The sequence below is a fragment of the Kribbella sp. NPDC031520 genome, assembly GCF_055580825.1.
In genome coordinates, this window is sequence record NZ_JBVIKS010000001.1 from 599,057 (window position 1) to 620,524 (window position 21,468).

Annotated in this window: 19 protein-coding genes and 1 pseudogene; 12 read left to right on the forward strand and 8 right to left on the reverse strand. The window is 69.4% G+C overall.

Going from position 1 to position 21,468, the window contains the following annotated elements; translation table 11 throughout:
• Positions 1-162: 162 nt before the first annotated feature.
• Both ACZ5BU_RS02970 and ACZ5BU_RS02975 read left to right on the forward strand, forming a co-directional pair.
• Positions 163-744 (forward strand): hypothetical protein, encoded by a 582-nt coding sequence (locus ACZ5BU_RS02970; protein WP_465695056.1) that lies wholly within the window; start codon positions 163-165, stop codon positions 742-744.
• A 7-nt stretch (positions 745-751) separates the two neighbouring features.
• Positions 752-2,548 (forward strand): hypothetical protein, encoded by a 1,797-nt coding sequence (locus ACZ5BU_RS02975; RefSeq protein ID WP_465695057.1) that lies wholly within the window; start codon positions 752-754, stop codon positions 2,546-2,548.
• Positions 2,549-2,750: 202 nt separating this feature from the next.
• On the opposite strand, the gene yczE is transcribed toward ACZ5BU_RS02975, so the two are convergent.
• On the reverse strand, positions 2,751-3,410 hold the full coding sequence (yczE, locus tag ACZ5BU_RS02980; RefSeq protein WP_465695058.1) for a membrane protein YczE: 660 nt from the start codon (positions 3,408-3,410) through the stop codon (positions 2,751-2,753).
• A gap of 63 nt (positions 3,411-3,473) precedes the next feature.
• On the opposite strand from yczE, the gene yczR reads away from it, so the two are divergent.
• The gene (gene yczR, locus ACZ5BU_RS02985; RefSeq protein WP_465695060.1) at positions 3,474-4,913 is read left to right on the forward strand and encodes a MocR-like transcription factor YczR; all 1,440 of its coding nucleotides are present in this window, start codon (positions 3,474-3,476) and stop codon (positions 4,911-4,913) included.
• A gap of 284 nt (positions 4,914-5,197) precedes the next feature.
• Positions 5,198-5,845, forward strand: coding sequence for a peptide-methionine (S)-S-oxide reductase MsrA (gene msrA / locus ACZ5BU_RS02990; protein ID WP_465695061.1), 648 nt, complete (start codon positions 5,198-5,200; stop codon positions 5,843-5,845).
• 63 nt (positions 5,846-5,908) lie between these two features.
• Here msrA and ACZ5BU_RS02995 read toward each other — a convergent pair whose 3' ends face one another.
• From ACZ5BU_RS02995 to ACZ5BU_RS03005, 3 genes are all read right to left on the reverse strand, one after another.
• Positions 5,909-6,679 (reverse strand): hypothetical protein, encoded by a 771-nt coding sequence (locus ACZ5BU_RS02995; RefSeq protein ID WP_465695063.1) that lies wholly within the window; start codon positions 6,677-6,679, stop codon positions 5,909-5,911.
• Entirely contained in the window at positions 6,676-6,846 is a 171-nt protein-coding gene (locus tag ACZ5BU_RS03000) for a hypothetical protein (protein WP_465695064.1), read from the reverse strand. Before ACZ5BU_RS03000 ends, ACZ5BU_RS02995 begins: the two co-directional genes overlap by 4 nt.
• A gap of 391 nt (positions 6,847-7,237) precedes the next feature.
• Positions 7,238-8,422, reverse strand: a complete 1,185-nt coding sequence (locus tag ACZ5BU_RS03005; protein ID WP_465695065.1) for a lysylphosphatidylglycerol synthase transmembrane domain-containing protein — start codon at positions 8,420-8,422, stop codon at positions 7,238-7,240.
• Here ACZ5BU_RS03005 and ACZ5BU_RS03010 point away from each other — a divergent pair, their 5' ends adjacent.
• Positions 8,423-10,705, forward strand: coding sequence for a CDP-alcohol phosphatidyltransferase family protein (locus ACZ5BU_RS03010; protein ID WP_465695067.1), 2,283 nt, complete (start codon positions 8,423-8,425; stop codon positions 10,703-10,705).
• 24 nt (positions 10,706-10,729) lie between these two features.
• On the opposite strand, the gene ACZ5BU_RS03015 is transcribed toward ACZ5BU_RS03010, so the two are convergent.
• Entirely contained in the window at positions 10,730-11,491 is a 762-nt protein-coding gene (locus ACZ5BU_RS03015) for a class I SAM-dependent methyltransferase (protein ID WP_465695068.1), read from the reverse strand.
• A 175-nt stretch (positions 11,492-11,666) separates the two neighbouring features.
• Here ACZ5BU_RS03015 and ACZ5BU_RS03020 point away from each other — a divergent pair, with 175 nt between their 5' ends.
• The gene (locus tag ACZ5BU_RS03020; RefSeq protein WP_465695069.1) at positions 11,667-12,026 is read left to right on the forward strand and encodes a YciI family protein; all 360 of its coding nucleotides are present in this window, start codon (positions 11,667-11,669) and stop codon (positions 12,024-12,026) included.
• Positions 12,027-12,099: 73 nt separating this feature from the next.
• A pseudogene (locus ACZ5BU_RS03025) lies at positions 12,100-12,288 on the forward strand (phosphotransferase-like protein); the annotation flags it as partial.
• On the opposite strand, the gene ACZ5BU_RS03030 reads toward ACZ5BU_RS03025, so the two are convergent.
• Both ACZ5BU_RS03030 and ACZ5BU_RS03035 read right to left on the reverse strand, forming a co-directional pair.
• Positions 12,273-14,234 (reverse strand): heparinase II/III domain-containing protein, encoded by a 1,962-nt coding sequence (locus ACZ5BU_RS03030; RefSeq protein WP_465695070.1) that lies wholly within the window; start codon positions 14,232-14,234, stop codon positions 12,273-12,275. The pseudogene ACZ5BU_RS03025 and the gene ACZ5BU_RS03030 overlap by 16 nt on opposite strands.
• A 190-nt stretch (positions 14,235-14,424) precedes the next feature.
• Positions 14,425-14,946 carry a DinB family protein gene (locus ACZ5BU_RS03035; RefSeq protein ID WP_465695072.1) on the reverse strand — a complete coding sequence of 174 codons (522 nt, stop codon included), beginning with the start codon at positions 14,944-14,946 and terminating at the stop codon, positions 14,425-14,427.
• A gap of 162 nt (positions 14,947-15,108) precedes the next feature.
• Between ACZ5BU_RS03035 and ACZ5BU_RS03040 the strand changes: the two genes are divergently transcribed.
• The 5 genes from ACZ5BU_RS03040 to ACZ5BU_RS03060 all read left to right on the forward strand — a co-directional run bounded on the left by ACZ5BU_RS03040 (position 15,109) and on the right by ACZ5BU_RS03060 (position 20,343).
• A complete protein-coding gene (locus ACZ5BU_RS03040; protein ID WP_465695073.1) occupies positions 15,109-15,933 on the forward strand; it encodes an alpha/beta fold hydrolase in 825 nt (274 codons plus the stop codon).
• A gap of 213 nt (positions 15,934-16,146) precedes the next feature.
• Positions 16,147-17,877, forward strand: coding sequence for a sialidase family protein (locus ACZ5BU_RS03045; RefSeq protein ID WP_465695074.1), 1,731 nt, complete (start codon positions 16,147-16,149; stop codon positions 17,875-17,877).
• An 87-nt stretch (positions 17,878-17,964) separates the two neighbouring features.
• Positions 17,965-18,471: a GNAT family N-acetyltransferase gene (locus ACZ5BU_RS03050; protein WP_465695076.1), complete on the forward strand. Its 507-nt coding sequence runs from the start codon at positions 17,965-17,967 to the stop codon at positions 18,469-18,471.
• Between the two features lie 10 nt (positions 18,472-18,481).
• Positions 18,482-19,504 (forward strand): NADPH:quinone reductase, encoded by a 1,023-nt coding sequence (locus ACZ5BU_RS03055; protein WP_465695077.1) that lies wholly within the window; start codon positions 18,482-18,484, stop codon positions 19,502-19,504.
• Positions 19,505-19,593: 89 nt separating this feature from the next.
• Positions 19,594-20,343, forward strand: a complete 750-nt coding sequence (locus ACZ5BU_RS03060) for a hypothetical protein (protein WP_465695078.1) — start codon at positions 19,594-19,596, stop codon at positions 20,341-20,343.
• On the opposite strand, the gene ACZ5BU_RS03065 is transcribed toward ACZ5BU_RS03060, so the two are convergent.
• Positions 20,306-21,445, reverse strand: a complete 1,140-nt coding sequence (locus tag ACZ5BU_RS03065; protein WP_465695080.1) for an FAD-binding oxidoreductase — start codon at positions 21,443-21,445, stop codon at positions 20,306-20,308. The two genes, ACZ5BU_RS03060 and ACZ5BU_RS03065, sit on opposite strands and share 38 nt — an antisense overlap.
• Positions 21,446-21,468 lie beyond the last annotated feature (23 nt).

Consider the following 21,468-nt stretch of genomic DNA (forward strand, 5'->3'; position numbering starts at 1 on the left):
TGGTCTGCTGGAGCCCGCACGCCCGTCCACAGCCCGCGTACCCAGCGGAACCGAGTTGTCCACAACCGCGTCGGATCAGCTGGCAAATGACCCAGGTCAGCACCTAAGTTTGCGCAGAGACGATTTCCGCCAGTAACCGGGCAGGAAGGACGACCAGGCCGGATGAAGACGCAGGACAGGCCGCTCGACCAGGACGACCTGGCGATGGCGGACCTCGCCGAGATTCCGGACTGGACCGCGCTCGCCGGCCCGGACGGCGACGAGTCCGGTCCGGAGGTCGTGCGCGCGCTGGTGTACCGGGTGATGGGCCGGACCAACTGGCAGCCCTGGCCGCTGCAGCCCGGCGAGATCATCGACGCGGAAATGGTCTCCTGGGGCTTCACCACCCCGCGGGGTACGACGATGATCGTCTTCGACGGGCTCGCCTTTCCGGACTGCCCGGACAGCGGCTGGTCGGCGTACGACATCGGCCCGGACGACATCGCCGCCGCCGAGGCCGGCCTCGACGCGCACTGGCCCGACCACCTGGCGCTCGCGACCCGGCACTGGGGCGAGCCCGACTACGTCGGTGACGACAGCCTCCCCGACTTCGTGGACGGCTGGGAGGTCGGCGCCGGCGCCGGACGGCGTCATCTCGCGGTCTGGTTGCGCGACGGCGCCGAGTTCCACCTGTACAGCACCAAGCCCACCAAGGACCCGCTGACGACGGCGGTCGGGGTCAACTACGCGGTCTACATCGACTAGGAGACCGATGAGCGACACGACACCACAGCCGTTGAGCCGTCGGGCCCAGCGCCGCGCCGAGCGTGAGGCACGCCGCGAAGCGAGCGCGGAGCGCCGAGCGGTGCGAGCCGAGGCCAAGGCCACCCGGAAGGCCGCCGGTGTTGGCCAGAAGCGGCTGAAGGCGGGATACGCGCTCGCTGCGGCGAACGTACAGCGCATGGATCCCGCGATCCGCGAGCGGATCGGGCGGGCCGGTCTCAACGCCGCCGATCTGCAGGTGCTGGCGAACGCCGCCGTCAACTCTGAGTTTCAGCCGGCTCGCTACGACCAGCACGCGCAGGCAATGGTCCAGGAGGTCCAGGCCAGGATCGCCCAGGCCGGGCCGGCGCCGCGGAACAACTTCATCACCCGGGCCAACCCGCTGTCGCGCTGGAACCGGAACCAGCGGGCCGGGACGAAGGCGCTCAAGCAGGCGTTCACGCAGGCGGCACGGGACGCGAAGCGGGTCGACCCGGCCGTGGCGGCCGCGATCGGGCGCTCGAACTTCGACAGCCTGCAGCTCGCGGCGCTGGCGTCCGGGCGCGTCGCGTCGGTGTTCCGCCGGCCGGGTATGTGGCAGCAACCTGGTCAGCAGCAGGGGCCGGGTCAGCAGCAGGGTGCCGGGCGGGTGCAGGAGCCGCAGGGGCAGTCGCAGACGATCCAGCCTCAGAACGTCACCGGGCAGGGTCCGCAGCAGGCGAACTCGCAGGTCGAGGCACTGCAACAGCAGGTCGAGGCACTGCAACAGCAGATCAGCGCCCTGCAACAGCAGATCACCGAGCTCACGGCCCGAGAGAGCTCGCTGCGGGAGCAGGTCGTCCAGCTGCAGGGGCCGATGCAGCAGACGCTGCAGTCGCAGGCGGCGCAGGTCCAGCAGGCGACCGGCCAGCAGAACCAGCAGCCCGCCCAACTCGACCAGAACCGCCAGCAAGCGCCGGCGGTGAACAACGACAACGCTCAGCTCAACAACCCGGTCGCCCCCGAGAACCAGGCCCCCGCACAACAGCCAGGCGACAACCAACCCGCCCGCGGCGAAGCCGAAAACGCCCAGCCCGTCGTTGGCGAAGGCAACCAGCCAGCCGCCAGCCAGCCCGCGGTCGGCGAATCCGGCCAACAAACCGCCGGCCAGCCCGCTGTCGGCCAAGGCGACCAGCAAGCCGTCGGCGAGGCCGAGACAGGCGAGCGGGTTGCCGGCGAGGGGGAGCGGCAGACGGTTGGCGGGGCTGAGACCGGCGGACCTGCGGTTGTCGGCGAGGGCGAGCAGCAGCCTCAGCCATCGAGGGCCGAAGTATGGACAGCTGCGGCACAGGGCGGCAGTCACGAGTTCAACCCCGCCGACGTCGCGACGACCCAACCTGAGACCGGCACCGCGGAACCAGTTGTCACACCCGCCGTACCCGTCGCCGCCACCCAACAACCCGGCGTCGACCAAACCGCGGGACAGCCGCAACCCCAGGTCAACGGACAGCCCCAGGTCGCGGGGCAGCAGCAGGTCGCCGGGCAGCAGCAGGCTGCGGGGCAACAGCAGGCTGCGGGGGAGCAGCTGAACGACCCTGACGCGCTTGCTGGGGCTCGTCAGGAAGGGCCGGTGCCCGGGAAGTCCGACGCGGACTTTGCCGCCAAGTTCGCTCACGCAAAAGCGTTCGGCGGCGACAAGCCGCTGGGCAAGGTCTCGTCCGATCACGTCCAAAACGCGGCCAATCCCGGCACCAACGACAACGCGACGCGTGAGCGCCCTGGCCAGGCTGCGAAGGGCACCACAACGCGGACGACGACCGAACGCTGATCACCAACCGCACGACCTGACGAGCGCCGCAGCTGCCCAGCTGCGGCGCTCGCATCAACCAAGGAATCGCAGCGCACCGGGCAACGCAGTAGTTGATGAACGCCGTCGGACAATCTCCGGCGGCGTTCATCGTTCTGGACCGCGGCAGCCCGCCGATGCAGGTTCACCGGAGGACGAGCACGAACTGCGGCCGGCCGGGCGGCTACTTGTGTTTCAGGCGGACGGTGAAGATCGGTAGCAGGATGTGGACGAGGGGGCCGATCGAGAGGGCGTACACGACCGTGCCGACGCCGATCGAACCGCCCATCAGGAAGCCGGTGGCGAGGACGGTCAGCTCGAGGGACGTACGGACCAGGCGGACGCTGAGGCCGGTACGGCGTACCAGCCCCGTCATCAGGCCGTCGCGCGGACCGGGGCCGAACTGCGCGCCGATGTAGAGCGCGCCGGCCAGGGCGTTCAGTACGACACCGGACAGCATGAACACGATCCGCAGCCACAGCGCGTGCGGACGGTCGACCGTCGCCAGCGTGAGGTCGGTGACCAGGCCGATGACGATCGCGTTGCTGATCGTGCCGAGCCCGGGCCACTGACGCAGCGGGATCCACGCGAGCAGTACGACGAAGCTGACCGCGATCACCACGGTCCCGAAGCTCACCGGGACGTGCTTCGTGATGCCCGAGTGGAACACGTCCCACGGATCCAGGCCGAGGTTGCCCTGGATCATCAGGCCCATCGAGGCGCCGTACAGGGTCAGGCCCACGTACAGCTGGACCAGGCGGCGCGGCAGGTGGCCTGCTTTCAGCTGCTGGATCGGGTTGATCGGGGCGAGCTGGCGCGGCGGGGCATCGGAGGTGGCGGTCACGTACTCCAGTGTCCGGAGCAAGTGGCCTGGTATTCGATAGCCAATTGCGGGATAGTGGACTGCATGCAAGCGCGCTATCTCCCCGCCAGTACGTTGACCGGCCTGCTCGGCGAGTGGGCCGACGGGACCGGTCCGGCGTACCGGATCCTGGCCGAGCGGCTCCGGCTGCTGATCGCGGACGGGCGGATCATGCCCGGCTCCCGGCTGCCCAGCGAGCGGGAACTGACCGACGCGCTGGGCGTCAGCCGTACGACGGTGGCCTCGGCCTACCGCGAGCTGCGCGACAGCGGGTACCTGACCAGCCGGCGGGGGTCCGGGAGCGTGACCGCACTGCCGTCCAAGGTCGAGCCCGAGCTCGGGCGGCACCACGCGCCAGGCATCGACACCGACGGGTTGTACGACTTCACCTGCGCGGCGCCGTCCGCCGTACCAGGGATCGGTACGGCGGTGGCGGCTGCGGCCGACGAGTTGCCGCGCCATCTGGTGACGCCGGGGTACCACCCGCAGGGGTTGCCGGTACTGCGCGCCGAGATCGCGGCGGCGTACTGCGAACGCGGGTTGCCGACGACGGCGGACCAGATCGTCGTCACCGCCGGGGCGCTCGCGGCGACGTCGATCGCGGTCCGGGCGATCACCCAGATCGGCGACCGGGTACTGACCGAGAGCCCGACGCACCCGAACTCGGTGGACGCGATCCGGCGCAGCGGCTGCCGGGTGGTCGCGGTACCGATGTCACCCGGCGGCTGGGACCTGCCGTTGCTGGAGGCAACCATTCGGCAGACGGCGCCGCGGGCCGCCTGGCTGGTGGTGGACTTCCAGAACCCGACCGGTTTCCTGATGCCGGCGGCGGACCGGCAGCGGCTGGCGCGGGCGTTCGCGCGGTCGCGGACGACGGCGATCGTGGACGAGACGCTGTTCGAGCTGTCGCTGGACGGGCAGGAGCTGCCGCCGCCGTTCGCGTCGTACGACCCGGACGGGGTGATCACGGTCGGGTCGGTGAGCAAGTCGTTCTGGGGCGGGCTGCGGATCGGGTGGATGCGGGTACCGGAGGCGCTGGTGGCCCGGGTACTGGACGCGCGGGCGTCGATGGACCTCGGAGCGCCGGTGCTGGAGCAGCTGGTGGTCGCGGATCTGTTGCGGCGGCGGTCGACGCTGCTGCCGGAGCGGCGTGCCTCGCTCGCGCGCCGGCGGGACGCGTTGGCGGCCGCGGTCACGGCGGAGCTCCCGTCGTGGCGGTTCCGGCTGCCGTCGGGTGGGTTGTCGTTGTGGTGCGAGCTGCCCGAACCGGTCGGTTCCAGCCTCGTCGGCGTCGCCCAACGCAACGGCGCCCTGCTCGTCGCCGGGTCCCGCTTCTCCCCCGACGGCGGCCTCGAGTCCTTCATCCGCCTCCCCTTCACACTCGAGGAAGACGCCTTGCGCGACGGCGTACGGCGGCTGGCGGCGTCGTACGACTCCCTCACCACCGGCGCTCCTCCGCGACGGACCGGGGTCATGATCGCGTGAGGCGCGGACGCCCAGGCCATCACAATCGGGCGCCCCGCTCGATCTCCCGCCGGGGGCGCCGTCGCTGAGGCGATTGTGATGGCCTGGCGGACCGCCACCACTCACCAAGCTCGCCCGGGCGGTCCGGTTCACGCTCAGCTGGCGCCGCCAGGCGGCCTTTCGTGGCGGTTGGTGAGTGCTGCGCGTCCGCTTTTCACGTCATCGTGCCGTAAGCGGCGCGGGGAAGGTTCGCCCTGGCGGGGGCGTTGGGAGACTATGAGAGTCACACTGCGAGAGGCGTGAGAATGTCGATGTTCACCCGCAAAACCGCCATGGTCGAGCCCCAGGCTGCGCTGCCCGGCCGGCCCACCCCCGGCTTCGCCGTACCGGACGAGAACATCGTCCTGCACACGCCGCAGACCGCCGCCGCGCCCGAGGGCTTCGAGGAGGTCTGGTTCGGCACCGGCTGCTTCTGGGGTACCGAGGAGATCTTCTGGCAGCAGCCCGGCGTGTACACCACGGCCGTCGGCTATGCGGGCGGTTACACCCCGAACCCGACGTACGAAGAGGTCTGCACCGGCCGCACCGGCCAGACCGAGGCCGTCCGTGTCGTGTACGACCCCACCAAGACCACCTTCACGGATCTGCTGAAGGTCTTCTGGGAGACCCACGACCCGACACAGGGCATGCGCCAGGGGAATGACCTCGGTTCGCAGTACCGCTCGGCCATCTACTACACCACCGACGCCCAGCGCGCCGAGGCCGAGCGCACCCGCGACCTGTACGCCCCCGTCATCAAGCCCCTCGGCTACGGCGACATCACCACCGAAATCGCCCCCGCCACCACCTTCTACTACGCCGAGGGCTACCACCAGCAGTACCTCCACAAGAACCCGAACGGCTACCGCTGCCACAGCAACACCGGGGCCAAGTTCCCCGCGGACAAGCTGTAGACGCAGATGAGCGCCCGGCCGCCGAGCGGTCGGGCGCTCACTGCATGGTGGGACGACTGGTCCTCAGGCGACGACGGCGAATCCGTGCCGGCGTCCCAGCTTGGTCAGGGACTCCATCCCTGGGTGACCGTCGGCGTCGCCCCCGCTGAATCCCAGGCTGCGCTGCCAACGCTTGTAGGCGCTGATCGTCTCGGTGCCGAACGAGCCGTCGCCGGCGAACTTCGCCGACAGCAGTCCCTCGGCGACCAGCGCGGCCTCGACGATGCGAACGTCCGCGGGGTGCGAAGTACTGCCCGGCGGGCCTGGGGCATTGAGGATCGCGGATTGCTTCAGGTTCGAGAGCTTCACCGTCGGAACGGCCGCGGCCGCGGCATACAGAGGCCGGCCGAAGCCGCGCAGGCTCGTGGTGCCGTTGCGCCACCGGCGGCTCTGCCGGAACACACCCAAGCCCGTCCGGCTACCGTCGGTGTTGGTGTTCCCCTCGATCGTCTTCACGAAGTCGCCGACGACCTTCTCGACGAAGAAGACGTGCCCGATCCGACCGAGATCGGCGTAGAACTTGAACCCGACGTCGCCCGCACGCGGGATGTCGAACAGCCGGCCGGCTGCTTTGAAGGCGTCGTGCATCGACGGCGTGAACGCGGTGTCCGTATGCCCCACCAACGGGACGGCGTTCGCCTTCCAGCCCGCTACGACGAAGGTCGCACACCACGGCTGACCGTTCGCGTGATGGGCGATGGCAGCGTACGGATTGTTGTTCGACTCGGCCGGCTCCTCCAGCGTTCCGACCTGGCGTGCCGCCCAGGTCAGCAGGTCGCGCGCCGTGCCGCTCATGACTCGGCCTCCAGCGTCCCGCCATCGACGAGGTCGTCGTCGAACTGCGGCTCCTGGGTCTGCGGCACATCGTCCAGCGGACCGTCCTCGGCGTCCGGGTAGTTCCCGGTCTCCACGAGTTCCACCTCCGGCGGCCCTTCCGGGACACCCACATCCGGTTCAGACATCCTGTTCCCCCTCCAAGTCAAACGCAGATCGAATCGGAGCTCTCCCCGCTCCGATCACCATGCTGCACCAGGGCGTTGGCAACGACAATCGCTCAGGGCAGGGCGTACTCGGTGCGTACCGGACGCCCGGCCGCCGAGCGGTCGTGCTTTACGGTGTCCGGGTGAAGAACGACGACCGCCGCCTGCGCCGGCTGGTGGTGGGTGACGTCACTTGGCGTTGGACGGTCCGACAGCGGGTGAAGCCCACGTACGAGGACTGCTGCTTGACGCTCTCCTTGTTTCCCGAGGGCACGCGGCGCCGGTTGGTCTTCGTGTTCCGGCCCGGCCCGGATCGGGTCGTCTCGAGCACGTACTTCGATGCCGGGGCCTTGATGCGCCTGTCGGATCGCAGCTATCTCAACCTCTTCGAGCCAGGAACTGTTCGCCGGCTCCTGGACGCGGCTATGGGTTCCTCCCTACCCGAGCAGGACACCGAGGTCGACGGATGGCCGTACTTCGACTCGGTTGTGGACTCAGGCGACGAGTAGTCAAGCCTGGCTGACCGACGCGCGACTACCAGGACGACGGCTCCGGGCAGCGTTGCGACGAGCGCGAGTACGCCGTACACCACCGCTACGGTGAGGCCCAGCGCAGCGCCCAGCCCGACGGAACTGAACGCCCAGGCGGCCGCGCCCTCGCGCGGGCCCCAGCCCGCGATGTTGGTCGGCACCGCCGAGGCAGTCAGCACGACCAGTGCTACAGGCAGCAGCCGGGCCGTCGACACGTCGGCCCCGGTCGCCCGCACCGCGATCAGGAAGACGGCGACGTGGCCGAGGACGCCCACCGTGGAAGCGAGCAGGATGCCCGGCCAGGCCCGCGGCGCGAGGACCGCGTTGCGGAGGTCGCTGATGATCCGCGACGTGAGGCGACGTCGATTCAGCCAGAGGAGTACGGCGATCAGCACCAGAACGGCGACGGCCACGACCGTCACGGCCGTCGATGGAACAAAGGTGCCGGCCGGCCAGGACACCAGGAACAGCACGCCGGCCGTCAGCACCGTCTGTACCGCAAATCCGGACGTCCGCTCCCACGCGACCGCCCGCAGGCTCCGGCCCAGGTCGCCGAGTTCGCGCCCGTGACGTACTGCGCGGTGTAGGTCGCCCGCCACCCCGCCAGGCAACGTGGCATTGAGGAACTGAGACCGGTAATACGCAGCGACCGCGGTCCGCAGCGGCAGCTCGACCCCGAGCCCGCCTGCGACGAGCCTCCATCGCCAAGCACAACACAACGTGGTCAGCGACGTAATGGCGAGAGCAGCGGCGAGCGACCAACCACTCGTCAGTCGGAGCCCGTCGACCAACGGGCCGGTGCCTACCCGCCATACGAGGACGGCGAGGATCGCGGCGCCGGCTGCGACGCGCGCCCAGGTCCAGATGCTTCGGTTGATGACGGTTCCAATCTCGCAGACGGGGTCTCGTACCGGACAACACGGCCATCGCCTGCCGCGGGTTCGTTCGGATGAACCGGTGCGACGCTGTTCTCGTATGACCGTCGTACCCGGAGATACGGAGGCACTGTGCGTCTGGTTCGAGGACATATGCGCAGCCGCGTCCTGGCCGGCCCGCTCATCGGCTTTGCTGCTCTGCTCGTGCTCCTCGGCGTACTCGCAGGGGTCGCCGGCCTCGACGTCGCCGGCTGGGTGACCGGTGTCGTCTCCGGAGCCGGCCTTGCCACGCTGCTCGCCCGCGCGATGGCTGGGCATCGTCGTGACCGGCTGGGGCCTGCGGACAGAGTGACACTGACTCGCGCCGTCCTCGCCTGCGGGGTCGCGGCGCTCACCGCGGACTCGTTCGGCGACCCGGCGCCGGTGGCGATCCTCGTGGTGCTCTCGACGATCGCGCTGATCCTCGACGGGGTGGACGGTCAGGTCGCTCGGCGGACCGGCACTGCATCGGCGTTCGGAGCACGGTTCGACATGGAGGTCGACGCGTTCCTGATCCTGATCCTGAGCGTGTACGTGGCCCGTACGACGGGCTGGTGGGTACTTGCCATCGGTGCGGCTCGCTACGCGTTCGTGGCCGCCGGCTGGGTGTGGCCGTGGCTGCGCGGTTCGCTCCCGCCTCGCTACTGGGCCAAGGTGGTCGCCGCGATCCAGGGCATCACGCTGACCGCTGCGGCAGCCGGAGTCCTGCCCGATGCCGTGACCACGGTGGTGGTGCTGATCGCGCTGGCCTTATTGACCGAGTCGTTCGGCAACAGCATCTGGGGGCTTTGGCGCCAGGCCGGAAGCCCGCGCGCCACGCGCACCACCGTGATGTCGGCGCTGGCGGTGCTCCTGGTCTGGGCCGCGCTCCTCGTGCCGGACCACACCGGCGACCTCTCGCCGCTCGCTTTCCTCCGGATCCCGCTCGAGGGCCTGGTGTTCGTCGTACTCGTCTGCATCCTGCCGGCGGGACTCGCGCGGATCCTCGCACCGATCGGCGGTTTCCTCGTCGGGTTGCTGATGATCCTGCGGTTGCTCGACCGCGGGTTCTACTTCGCCTTCGACCGCGCCTTCCACCCCGTGTACGACGCGGCGTACGCCGGCTCCGCGCTGAGCCTGCTCGGCGACTCGATCGGCCGAGTCGGCGCGCTCGCCGTCTTCATCGGAGCCGGTCTGCTCTGCGTGGCCCTGCTGCTCGTACTGCTGCCGCTGTCGGCAGTACGGGTGGCCCGGCTCGTGGCGGGCCACCGGCGGCCGACGATCCGGATCGTCGCCGTCCTGGCCGCGATCTCGCTCGTACTCGGCCTCGTCGATGCCGGGGCGGAGCCCGTACGGCCGGTCGCCTCCACCGCAGCAGCTCGGCTCGCCACGCAGGTCCGTGCCGACCTCCGCGACCGGCAGGAGTTCGCGCAGGCGCTCGAGCAGGATCCCTTCCGCGACACCCCGGGCAACGAGCTGCTGACCAGCCTAAGAGGCAAGGACGTACTCCTGGTCTTCGTCGAGAGCTACGGACGCACGGCGCTCGACTCCCCCGTGGTCGGGTCGGCGCTCGAGGCCGGGGACCGGCGGCTGCAGCAGGCCGGCTTCTCCTCGCGCAGCGGCTACCTCACCTCGCCCACGTTCGGCGGCATCAGCTGGCTGGCGCATTCCACGCTGCAGTCCGGGCTGTGGGTGAACAGCCAGCAGCGGTACGACCACCTCGTCACCCTCGACCGGGTCACACTCACCGACGCGTTCGGCCGGGCCGGCTGGCGGACGGTCGCCGACGTACCGTCCAACGACGAGGACTGGTCGGTGGCGAAGACGTACTACCACTACGACATGGTGTACGACCGCCGGAACGTGGGGTACGCCGGGCCGTCGTTCAGCTATGCCTCGATGCCTGACCAGTACACCCTGGCCGCCTTCCAGCGGCTGGAGCTGGACAAGCCGAACCGCGCTCCCGTGATGGCCGAGGTCGACCTGGTTTCCAGCCACACGCCCTGGGCGCCGCTCCCCCGGCTGGTCGACTGGAGCCAGGTGGGCGACGGCTCGATCTTCGACCGGATGCCGGCGGAGGGCGACTCCCCGGAAGACGTCTGGCGGCAGCCCGAGCGGGTCAGGGCCGCGTACGCACAGTCCATCGCCTACTCGCTCGACGCACTGACCTCGTTCGTCCAACAGCTCCACGACCGCAACCTGGTACTCGTCGTCCTCGGCGACCACCAGCCCGCGAGCATCGTCTCGGGCAACGGGGCAAGCCACAACGTACCGGTGAGCATCATCGCCGCCGACCCAGCCGTCACGAACCGAACAGCAGCCTGGGGCTGGCAGACCGGGCTGCGACCCGACGCCGACGCCCCGGTCTGGCCGATGGATACCTTCCGCGACCGCTTCCTCACCACCTACGGCCGCTAGCAGTACTCCACAAGACCCGAACGGCTACCGGAGGCGGCGGGCGAGATGGACGTGGATCTGGGCGTCGAGTTCGACGGTTTCGGGGAGGACCTGGAGGACCCGGCGGAAGACCTCGTCCCGGTCTCCCGCATCGAGCATCACGTACGCCGAGACCGTCGAGAGTTGTCCGATGTAGTCCTGGGCGCTGATCGGCAGGCGTCGTTCGATCACCGCCTGCCGGACATCGGTGAACCATTCGGACTGCTGGAGCTCCGTGCCGGGCCACCGCATCGGGCGATCCGCGAGGGTGCCGTCGGGCGACGGGACGCCGTCGTCCTCGAGGTACGGCGCGCGGGCCGCGCGTACGGCCTCCGTGAGGGCCGGGTCGGCCAGCTGGATCGGTACACCGAACGAGGTGAACACGCCGCCCGGCCGGACGAGTGCGGCCATGCGGTCCCAGCGGCCTTCGGGGTTCGTCCAATGGAGCGCGGCAGCCGAATACACCAGCTCGTACGACGAATCCAGCGGCAGGTCCTCGAACGCGGCCTGCACGGTGGTGACGTTTGCCGGCAGGTGTTTGCGCAGCTCGGCGAGCATGGCCGCGTCAGGCTCGGTCGCCGTGACCGCGATCCCTCCCTGCGCGAACAACCGCGTCGCCTTACCTGTCCCGGCGCCGATCTCGAGGGCGGTCCGAATCGGCTGATCGGCGTACGCCATCACCAGCTCGAGGAGTTCCACCGGATATGCGGGCCGGAACCGTTCGTACGCCTCCGCCACCGCCCCAAAGCTCAGCGCGCGCTCAACCATGCGGGCATCCTGGCAGCTTCCACGCCCCACCGCCTGCTCTTTTCCCGCCCGAAGCGCGACACGCGCGGTAGCGTTCGCGAAAAGAAGATCTGGGGGAGTTGTCGGATCGGGCTTGCGTTGTTCGTGGTGGAGGTAGAGGGGCGGCTGGTGTGGTCGTGCCTGGTTAGGAGGAGTCATGACTGAGTACCTCGTTGCGTTCAACGACGAGTGGGTGCCGGAGCATACGGACGAGGAGCTGGCGGCCAAGTCGACGGCGCTCCGGCCGTTGCTGGAGGAGATGCGGGCGGCCGGGGTGTTGATCTTCACCGGTGGGCTGGATCCGGATGCGCCGGTGTTCCATGTGGATGCTTCCAGCGGTACGCCGTTGTTCAGCGACGGGCCGTACGTCGAAACGAAGGAGCACATCGGCGGCTTCGCCGTACTGGATGTGGCCGACGAGGAGGCGGCGCGGCACTGGGCCGGAAAGATCGCGATCGCGTGCGGCTGGCCACAAGAGGTGCACCGCTTCCAGGTCCCGCGGAGGCGCCAGGCGTAACCGAAGGCGATGATGGGGCGGTGTCGATTGCCGCAACGCATGAGCTGACCCCAGAAACCCCGACCGGGCCCGCGGCAATCGGGCCATCGGGCCGGCCGCGCTGCAGTTTCCCCTCGTCCACGACCACGGTACGTACGACGTGGAAGTGGACTCGGAGGAGCTGTCGCCGGCCGAGTGCGCCGCGGCCGTCGGGGCCCGCTTGAACGACGGGCCTCCGACAGCCTTCGCCCAACTCAGGGCCTCGCGTCAGCCGGCGCGGTAGAGCGAGCCTCCGCCGGAGATGGCGATCGCGGCACGCAGGCCGCCCACATTCAGGTTGACGATGAACGTCGTACCGGACTGGCGTACGGAGTACGTGACCGTGCCGGTCGAGCGGACGGGGACGACGAACGAGAGGATCGACGCGGTCCTGCCCGAGCGCGCCAGCATCAAGGTAGGAGCTGACTGGCGGCGGTACGTGGTCGGGTAGTACCAGCCCTGGATCGGGTTGGTCCGGGCCTGCTTGACCAGGATCGCGCCGGCCGGGAGCGCCTGCTTGAACGGCACCTGGAACAGGATCGTCCGGGTCGAGTCGCCCGGCGCCATCGCCGTCGCGGTCGTCCGTGAGTAGACGGTCGCGCGCTGATCCGGCGGGAGGTGCCACAGCGTTTGGAAGGCCTGCGCGGTCTTCGCCGACGCACGGTCCCACACGACGAGCAGATCCGGGTCCTTCAGCACCAGCACCGAGCGAACCCGGCTGATCCCGCTCCCGGGCGCGTCGGCGAAGGTGTAGGCCTCCGAGTCGGCGCGAACGGCATATGCAGTCAGCCGCGTCACCGGATTCAGCGGCGCCGACAGCGGCGTCGTCAGTACGCTGTGCGCGCTCGGGCTGACGGCCCAGGTCCGGTACGCCCCGGCGGTGTACGCCGCGTACCCGCCGTCGACGATGATGTCCCGCCCACGCGCCGTGTACGTGATGCTCATGTGGTCGAGGTGCCCGTGGAACGCGCGGGCCGGACCGTACCTGATGCTGTACGTCGACTCGCCCGCGAACCCGCGCGCCGGATCCGTCCCCCACCCCGTCCGCCCGAACACGTACCCGGCCGAGTAGACCCCGACCCGCCACGGCGGCACCGTACCGGACGTGCCGAGCGAACCGGCGTACTCCAGCGGCGTCCCGGTCCACGGATACGTCGACTGTACTTCGGTGTCCCCGAGCTGGTGGAGCTTGCCGAGCGAGTTCGTTGCCAGGGTCAACCATTTGGCGAGTAGCGCGCGCCGGGTCGAGATCGTCGTACCGGGATTGACGCCGCAGTTCTGCAGCACCGCGATCGCGCGGCCCCAGAGCGAGTAGTTGAAGGCCGCGTATCCGGTCGACTGTTCGTTGGTCGACCCCTGCGCGTCGATCGACGTGGTGACCCCGGCCGCTAGGCGTTGCTGGGCGAGGTTCTTGTAGTCGGTCCGGCCGAGCGTGCAACCCACGCCGAACAGGGCGATGCTTTCGTCGGTGCCGTGGTTCGACGCGCCGCTCCAGTAGTTCGTGAGGAACCGCGCATGACTGAGCAGCGCCGCATCCAGCCACGCATAACGCGTCGGCAAGGTGGTGACCTGCAACCCGGTCAGGATCGCCTGGCGTAGGCAGATCAGGACGTTGGTGCGGTGCATGGTCGACTCCCACGCGCCGAGGTTCGCCTTCCACGAGTACGGGTTGTCGCGGTACCAGTCGTACGCAATCGTGTTCACCCGGGTCAGCGCGGTCAGATCACCCTTGCCGGCGGCAACGATCCCCTGGCCGAGCCAGCGCAACGAGTGGAACCACATGTACCAGCTGGGGTTCTTGTACGGGTTCAGCGACCAGTTGATGTTGCCGCCGCCGTTCCCGACCTTGTACGGCGCGTACGGTCCCCACGCGAACTTGTCGGCGTACAGGTTCGCCAGCGGGTTCGTTGCCTCGAGCCCGCTGAACCCGGGACACGCGCAGTACGGTGCCACGAGCGCCTGGTTCTGGGTCGTACCGATGTCCGTCGCCGGCGGCGCGGTCGCCGGTACGACGTTGCTCGCACCCGGCACGAACTCCGCGCCCCCCGGCTCCTCCGGCCCCGGCACGATCCGGATGCCGGGATTGCCTGGATTGGCTGGATTGTCGGCCGTCCCCGCGTGTGCTGTCCCAACCCCCAGCGACAGAACAGCGATTCCCACGACCAATGCGGCCGTTCGATTGAATCGCATGAAGTTGTACCTCTCCCCCACCGTCCCCGGACACCGACGACGGCCTCCTGAGCGGACTGGCACGCCGCATGGCGGCACACCGGACCATCGGCGGCTCGCGGAGTCCCGTGGGGGCGGTCAGCTCACCGAGGTTTGGTTCTCCCCTTACCAACCTCGATGCGGTGAGCTGACCGAATGTTGCGATCGAACGTCAGCCCATTGTTTTCTGGCCGTCGATGGACTCGCGGATGATGTCGGCGTGGCCGGCGTGTTGGGCGGTCTCCGAGGCGATGTGCAGGAACGCCATCCGGACCGTCCAGAAGACACCCGGCGGCTGCCACGGGGCGGCCTGGAGTTCGTACTTGGCGTCGAGGTCGAGGGTGCGGACCAGTTCCGCGGTGGCCTCGGCGACCTTCTCGTACTGCGCGAGTACGTCGGCCAGCGTCTCGCCCTCGACGAGGCGGAACTGGTCCTGCCAGGCCGCGATCACCTCCGGCGTGAACTCGGCGGCCGCCGTCTCCCCCTTGCCCTGGGCGAAGTCGGCCCAGTGCTGCTCGACGGTCATGACGTGCTTGATCAGCCCGCCGACCGTCAGTTCGCTCTTCGTACTGCGAGTGCTCGCCTGCTCGTCGGTCAGCCCCTGCGCGGTGTGCCGCAGGAAGCCCCGCCGGGTGGCGAGAAGGTCCAGGAGGTCCGCCCGCTCACCGGAGACGGTCTGCTCGTTTGTCGTCATGCCCAGACTCTAAACGGCAGTAGCGGCCAGGTACTGACCTCTACGAAATCTCGTTAGCGCTGGGTGGGTTGCGGTGTCCGAGATATCGTCAGCCGGGCGACGCCGATCTAGCGTGGCAACGGGCGGCGAGCACCGCCGCATCCGGACTTGAGGGGGTTCATCGTGGGTACGATCACGACCGGCGACGGTACGGAGATCTTCTACAAGGACTGGGGATCGGGTCAGCCGATCGTCTTCAGTCACGGCTGGCCGTTGTCGGCCGACGACTGGGACACCCAGCTGCTGTACTTCCTGTCGAAGGGCTACCGCGTCGTCGCGCACGACCGCCGTGGGCACGGGCGGTCGACGCAGACGAGCGACGGTCACGACATGGACCACTACGCCGACGACCTGAAGGCGGTCGTCGACCATCTCGACCTGCGCGACGCCATCCACGTCGGCCACTCGACCGGCGGCGGCGAGGTCGTGCACTACCTCGCCCGCCACGGCGAGGAGCGGGCCGCCAAGGCCGCGCTGCTGTGCGCCGTACCGCCGATCATGGTGAAGACCGACGCGAACCCCGAGGGCATACCGAAGGAGGTCTTCGACGGCTTCCAGGAGCAGGTGGCGACGAACCGTTCCGGCTTCTACCGGGACCTCGCGGCCGGCCCGTTCTACGGGTTCAACCGCCCCGGCGTCGAGTCCTCCGAGGCGACCATCGAGAACTGGTGGCGCCAGGGCATGATGGGCGGCGCGAAGGCGCACTACGACGGCATCGTCGCGTTCTCCCAGACCGACTTCACCGCGGACCTGCAGCAGATCACGATCCCGGTGCTGGTCGTGCACAGCGAGGACGACCAGATCGTCCCGTACGCCGACTCGGGGCCGAAGTCGGCCGCGTTGCTGAAGAACGGGATCCTCAAGACCTACAAGGACCTCCCGCACGGCCTGCCGACGACCCACGCCGACGTGCTCAACCCCGATCTGCTGGAGTTCTTCCAGTCCTGACGTCCTGATTCGCGGCGCGGTACGGCGTACTCCGGGACGCCGTACCACTCCGCCATCCTCCGTCGAAGGTCGATGACGGCTCGTACGCGGATCTTCGCAGGCAGTCACCGCGTGTGACGAGGTGTTGTGCGGTCCAGGGTGTGGGTGCAAGGTCGAAACGCCCACTCGGATCGGGAGACGGTCCCGATCCGGCGGATGTCCTGGGGAGGGATCATGGGCAGACCACGCCTTGTCATCGCTTCCGTCGCTGCCTTCGCAGCCGCCCTCTGTGGCGCCGCGGTCGCGGCCTATGCGGCACCGGCCACCGAAGTCACCATCGGAAGCCCGCCGTCGCCGTTCTCGCAGAACAAGCAGAACGAGCCCGCGGTAGCGATCGACGCGCACGATCCGGCGGTCGTCGTCGCCGGCGCGAACGACGAGATCGACATGGAATCGTGTGCCGCCGGCGCCCGGAACACGTGCCCGTTCACCCCGGGCATCGGCGTGTCCGGCGTGTACTTCTCGTTCAACGGCGGTCACGACTGGCAGCAACCGACGTACACCGGCTTGACCGCCCGTGACTGCCTCGGCCCCGCGGTCTGCACCCCGAAGGTGGGCAAGATCGGGACCCTGCCGCGCTACTACGAGGCGGGTCTGGTGTCGGACGGTGACCCGGCGGTCGCGTTCGGACCGCGCCCCGGCCCGGACGGCAAGTTCTCGTGGTCGAACGGTTCCCGCTTGTACTACGCCAACCTGACGGCGAACCTCTCCGCCGTACGGCAACTCGAGACGTTCCGGGGTTTCGAGGCGATCGCGGTGTCGACCAGCGACAACGTGCGCGCCGCAGCGAACGACGACGCGACCGCCTGGACCGCACCGGTCATCATCTCGAGGCAGTCGTCGACGACCTTCTCCGACAAGGAGCAGGTGTACGCCGACAACGCATCGAGCAGCCGCTTCTTCGGCCACGTGTACGTGTGCTGGGCCAGCTTCCGTAGCAACAGCCACGGCCAGGCGTTCCCGGTTCCGCTCACTGTCGGGCGGTCGGCTGACGGCGGCCGTACGTGGACCACGAGCCAGGTCGGACCCGCTACCGCCAACGGCATCAACCAGCAGCCCGACGGTTGCACCGTACGTACGGACAGCACGGGCAACGTCTACGTGTTCGGCGTGGGCGTGCGCAATGGCCAGAGCCTGCAGCTGATGTACAAGTCCACCGACGGCGGCGCTCACTTCACTGGTCCGACCGCGGTCGCGTCTGTGGTCGAGCCCGGCGTGATCGACCCGGTCCAGGGCCGTCCGGTGATGGACGGGATCGGCGGCGCCCGCGTCGACCTGGCCGGCGCTCCGAGTGTCGACATCGCGAACGGCCGCCCAACTGGTGTTGGCGCGACCAACGAGATCTTCATGACCTGGTCCGACGGCCGGATGGGCCTGAACAAGGAGCAACTGCTGCTCACCTGGTCGCGGAACGGCGGGACGTCCTGGGCCATGGCGACCCCGCTCAAGCTCACGGCCGGAGATCGGCCGGTGTACACCGCACCGGCGGTGTCCCCGGACGGCACCGATCTGTACGTCGTACACAACTCGTTCACGAATACGTACCGGGACAACACGACCGATCCGCGCGGTCTCGTCGGCGAGGTACTGCACGCGAGCGTCGCGGGCGGCGTACCGGGGGCCTTCTTGCCGCTCGAACGCAGCCTTGGCGGCGATCCCCGCGGTAGCAGCGCGAACGCGCTGACCGACGAGTTCCTCGGCGACTACGTGTACGCCGCGGCGACGAACGACTCGGCGGTCGCGGTCTGGAACGACGCCCACGCCGCGACGGTCTGCGGCGCGGTGAACGCCTATCGGGCGGCGCTGTACGCCGGGCCTGCGACCGCACCGGACATGAGCGGTTGCCCGGGGACCTTCGGCAACACCGACATCCTCGGTGGCGCCTACGCGGACCCGACACCCTGATCAGGGCCGTGGAGGGCGCCGACCATGGCGCCCTCCACGGAGGTAAACCGGTTGCGTGGCCGAACGGCCTCCAGCAGGCTGGCGAGCATGATCGACGGGTTGGAGATCCGGCCGCTGCGGGACGACGATCCGCCGGTGATCGCGGCCGCGTTCGAGGACCTGGGCTGGCCGAAGCCGGAAAGCCAGTACCGGCGGTATCTCGAGGAGCAGGCCGCCGGGACTCGGGACGTGCTGGTCGCGACGCTGCACGGGGTGTACGCCGGATACGTCACGGTGCGGTGGGAATCGCCGTACGAACCGTTCTCCGGGATTCCGGAGATCCAGGACTTCAACGTGCTGCCCAAGTTGCGGCGGCGTGGCATCGGGTCGGCGTTGATGGACGCGGCCGAGGCCTTGGTCGCGGAGCGGTCCGCCGTGGTGGGGATCGGGGTCGGGCTGTATCCGGACTACGGGCAGGCCCAGCGGATGTACGTCCGCCGCGGGTACCTGCCGGACGGGCGCGGGCTGATCTACGACGGCCGGCAGGTGGCGCCGATGGAAATGATCCGGAACGACGATTCCGCGACGCTGATGTTTACCAAGACCTTGAGGTAGCGTCGGGGACGTGCGTGCCGTCGAGTACTCCGTGACCGGTGAGCCCGATGTCCTGACCCTGGTGGACAGGCCGATGCCCGAGCCGGGGCCCGGGGAGGTACGGGTCCGGATCCGCCGGTCGGGCGTCAACCCTACCGACTGGAAGTCGCGCCGGGGCGCTGCTGCCGGTACGCCGGTACAGCCCGCCCAGGTGCCGAACCAGGACGGCTCCGGCGACGTCGACGCGGTCGGCGAAGGGGTCGACGCGGCGCTGGCCGGGAAGCCCGTGTGGATCTGGGAGGCGGCGTACCAGCGACCGTCGGGCGGTACGGCGCAGGAGTACGCAGTCGTGCCCGTGCGGCACGTGGTGGAGTTGCCGGACTCGGCGTCGTACGACCTCGGGGCTTCGCTCGGCGTACCGTTCCTGACCGCTCATCGGTGCCTGACCGTGACGGAGGACGGGCCGGACCACCTCGGCCCGGGCAAGCTCGCTGGACGGACCGTACTGGTGGCAGGCGGCGCCGGCGCGGTCGGCAACGCGGCGATCCAGCTTGCGCGGTGGTCGGACGCCACGGTGATCACCACCGTGAGCAGCCCGGAGAAGGGCAACCTCGCCGGCCTCGCCGGTGCGGACCACGTCATCAACTACCGGCAGCAGGACGTGGCCGCCGAGGTACGAGCGATCGCCCCGCACGGCGTCGACACGATCGTCGAGGTGTCACCCGCGGCGAACGCAGCCATCGACGCGGCGGTGATCGCGAGGCACGGCTCGGTAGCCGTCTACGCAACCGACGGCGGCGAAACGATGGAACTCCCGGTCCGGGCCTCGATGATCCCGAACGCCCGCTGGCAGTTCGTCCTCCTCTACACAGCCCCCGACTCCTGGCGCCCCCGAGCCCTCACCGACCTCACAGCCGCCGTCACCACCACCGCCATCCGAGTAGGCCCCGAAGCCGGAATCCCCCTGCACCACTACGCCCTCACAGAAGCCGCCGCAGCCCACACCGCAGTCGAACAGTCCGTCGTCGGCAAGGTCCTGATCGACGTCAGCTGACCACGGCCCCGCGCCGCTCGCCTGCAGCTGCCCAGCCGCAGGCGGCGGAGTTGGGTTAGGTGGGAGTCCACGGGTGAGAGGGTAGGGGCGTGGAGCGGGTGCGGCGGCGGGCGGGATCACTGCTGGGGCTGGGGCTGATCGGCGGGCTGGTGTGGACGGCGGTTGTCACGTTGTCCCAGCCGAACTGGTACGACCCGGGCGAGGCCTGCGCGCGCAAGCTCGGTGTGGTTGACGCGGTACCGCGGACCAGCTGGTTCCCGCCGTCGGCGAGCTGTGTGTCGGGCGGCGAGGACCATCAGTACATGTCGAGGACCGAATCGGTGGTCCTGTCCGTGGTCGGCGTCCTGCTGCTGATCAGCCTCGTGATCGGGCTGGTTCTGTTCGTACGGCGGCTCATCGGCGAGCCCGGACCGACGCGGACCGCCGAGGACGTCGACCTCAAACGCCGGCGGCGGTCGCACCTGGTGTTCGGCGCGCTCGATCTGGCTGTCGCGTTCGCGTTCCTCACGTTTCTGAACGCGCTCGCCATCGTTTTCGGCGGTTTGCCCGGTGGGTTCCTGAACATCGTCACCGCGCTCGCCGGGCTGAGCGCGTTCGGCACGATCCTCGATCGGCACATGGGTCCGTTGCCGAGTACGGCGCTGGAGTCGCGCCGCCGCGGGACGGTCGCGGGCGTGGCGACGTACGGCGTGGTGTTCGCGGCGACCGCGCTGTCGGGGCAGCTCCCGTTCTTCCGTTTCTGGGCGGTTCCCCTCGGCGGGATCGCGTACGCCGTGATCGTGGCCGTGCAGTGGTCGCGCGCTACGAACACCGCCACGCAGGTTCAACATTCCGGCTGACCCGGAACACGTTTTCGGGATCGTACTGACACTTCACCCGGGCCAGCCGCTCGTAGTTCGCCGCGCCGTACTCCGCCACCAGCCGCGCCTGTCCCGCCGGTACGCACGGGTCGTCCAGGCCGGCCCCGTACGCCTCGACCACCCAGGTCGCCTCCCGATGCGGCAACGGCCAGTCCCCGACCCGGCCGCGCGGCCACAACGCCAACCAGGTCCCCGCCGCCAGCTCCCGGGCGCCGTCGCACAACGCCAGCACCTCCGGATCCGGAAACGCCGGAAAGTACCGTTCCGAACACGCTTTCCAGCCGCCCACCCCGACAGCGGTCGCCACGTCGGCGGGCGGTGTCTCGCGAACCAGCGTGGCTTCCGGGGAGAGCGCGAACATCGGGGCGAAGGCGCGACGAGTCTCGTCCGGATCGCCGACATACACGGCAACAGCCATCACCACCGGATGGGCGCGAAGAGGCTCCGGAAGGTAGCTGGGGCCCGTCACGAGCAGCACCCCGCCATCCAAGGAAGCCGATGCATCCGCTTCGATCAGGTCGCGATAAGTACGGATCACCGTCGGAGCGGCGGCGGCCGGCCAGGTCAGAACCGCCAGAGTCGTGGTCGGTACCGGCGTGAGCCGGAACGTCAGCGCCGACGCCACGCCGAAGTTTCCGCCTCCGCCGTGCAGGGCCCAGAACAGTTCGGTGTTCCTCGTCTCGTCGGCGATCAGCAACTCACCGGTCGCGGTGACCAGCTCGACCGAGATCAGTGCGTCGGCGGCCAGGCCGAGCTTGCGTTCCAGCCAGCCCGAGCGGCCGGCGAGAGCGGTGTCCGCGACACCACCCGACGAGTCCCGGCCGCCGGGCGTCAGCATGCAGAATGGTTGCGCCGCGCGGTTCAGGTCGCGCCACGTCGCGCCGCCGCCGACTCGCGCGATACGCGCGTCCAGGTCGAGCTGGACGCTGTTCATCCGCTGGAGATCCAGCCGCAGGGAATCTCCCAGCTCGTGCTCCACGGCGTACTCGACCGCGGTTTGTACGTCGGCAACCGTCTCGCACTGTGCAACCAGCGAAGGCACAGTCCCGAGCAGCACACCCCCGAACCCCCGTGGACGCATGGCGACATCCCCCTCACTCCCCC

Excerpts from the sequence above, each read along its gene's own strand:
- ACZ5BU_RS03065 (WP_465695080.1), bottom strand. The coding sequence starts at position 21,445 with ATGCGTCCACGGGGGTTCGGGGGTGTGCTGCTCGGGACTGTGCCTTCG.
- ACZ5BU_RS03030 (WP_465695070.1), bottom strand. The coding sequence starts at position 14,234 with ATGCGATTCAATCGAACGGCCGCATTGGTCGTGGGAATCGCTGTTCTG.
- yczR (WP_465695060.1), top strand. The coding sequence starts at position 3,474 with ATGCAAGCGCGCTATCTCCCCGCCAGTACGTTGACCGGCCTGCTCGGC.
- ACZ5BU_RS03050 (WP_465695076.1), top strand. The coding sequence starts at position 17,965 with ATGATCGACGGGTTGGAGATCCGGCCGCTGCGGGACGACGATCCGCCG.
- ACZ5BU_RS03010 (WP_465695067.1), top strand. The coding sequence starts at position 8,423 with ATGCGCAGCCGCGTCCTGGCCGGCCCGCTCATCGGCTTTGCTGCTCTG.
- ACZ5BU_RS03035 (WP_465695072.1), bottom strand. The coding sequence starts at position 14,946 with ATGACGACAAACGAGCAGACCGTCTCCGGTGAGCGGGCGGACCTCCTG.
- ACZ5BU_RS03020 (WP_465695069.1), top strand. The coding sequence starts at position 11,667 with ATGACTGAGTACCTCGTTGCGTTCAACGACGAGTGGGTGCCGGAGCAT.
- msrA (WP_465695061.1), top strand. The coding sequence starts at position 5,198 with ATGTCGATGTTCACCCGCAAAACCGCCATGGTCGAGCCCCAGGCTGCG.
- ACZ5BU_RS03045 (WP_465695074.1), top strand. The coding sequence starts at position 16,147 with ATGGGCAGACCACGCCTTGTCATCGCTTCCGTCGCTGCCTTCGCAGCC.
- ACZ5BU_RS03000 (WP_465695064.1), bottom strand. The coding sequence starts at position 6,846 with ATGTCTGAACCGGATGTGGGTGTCCCGGAAGGGCCGCCGGAGGTGGAA.
- ACZ5BU_RS02970 (WP_465695056.1), top strand. The coding sequence starts at position 163 with ATGAAGACGCAGGACAGGCCGCTCGACCAGGACGACCTGGCGATGGCG.
- ACZ5BU_RS02975 (WP_465695057.1), top strand. The coding sequence starts at position 752 with ATGAGCGACACGACACCACAGCCGTTGAGCCGTCGGGCCCAGCGCCGC.
- ACZ5BU_RS03005 (WP_465695065.1), bottom strand. The coding sequence starts at position 8,422 with ATGTCCTCGAACCAGACGCACAGTGCCTCCGTATCTCCGGGTACGACG.
- ACZ5BU_RS03015 (WP_465695068.1), bottom strand. The coding sequence starts at position 11,491 with ATGGTTGAGCGCGCGCTGAGCTTTGGGGCGGTGGCGGAGGCGTACGAA.
- ACZ5BU_RS02995 (WP_465695063.1), bottom strand. The coding sequence starts at position 6,679 with ATGAGCGGCACGGCGCGCGACCTGCTGACCTGGGCGGCACGCCAGGTC.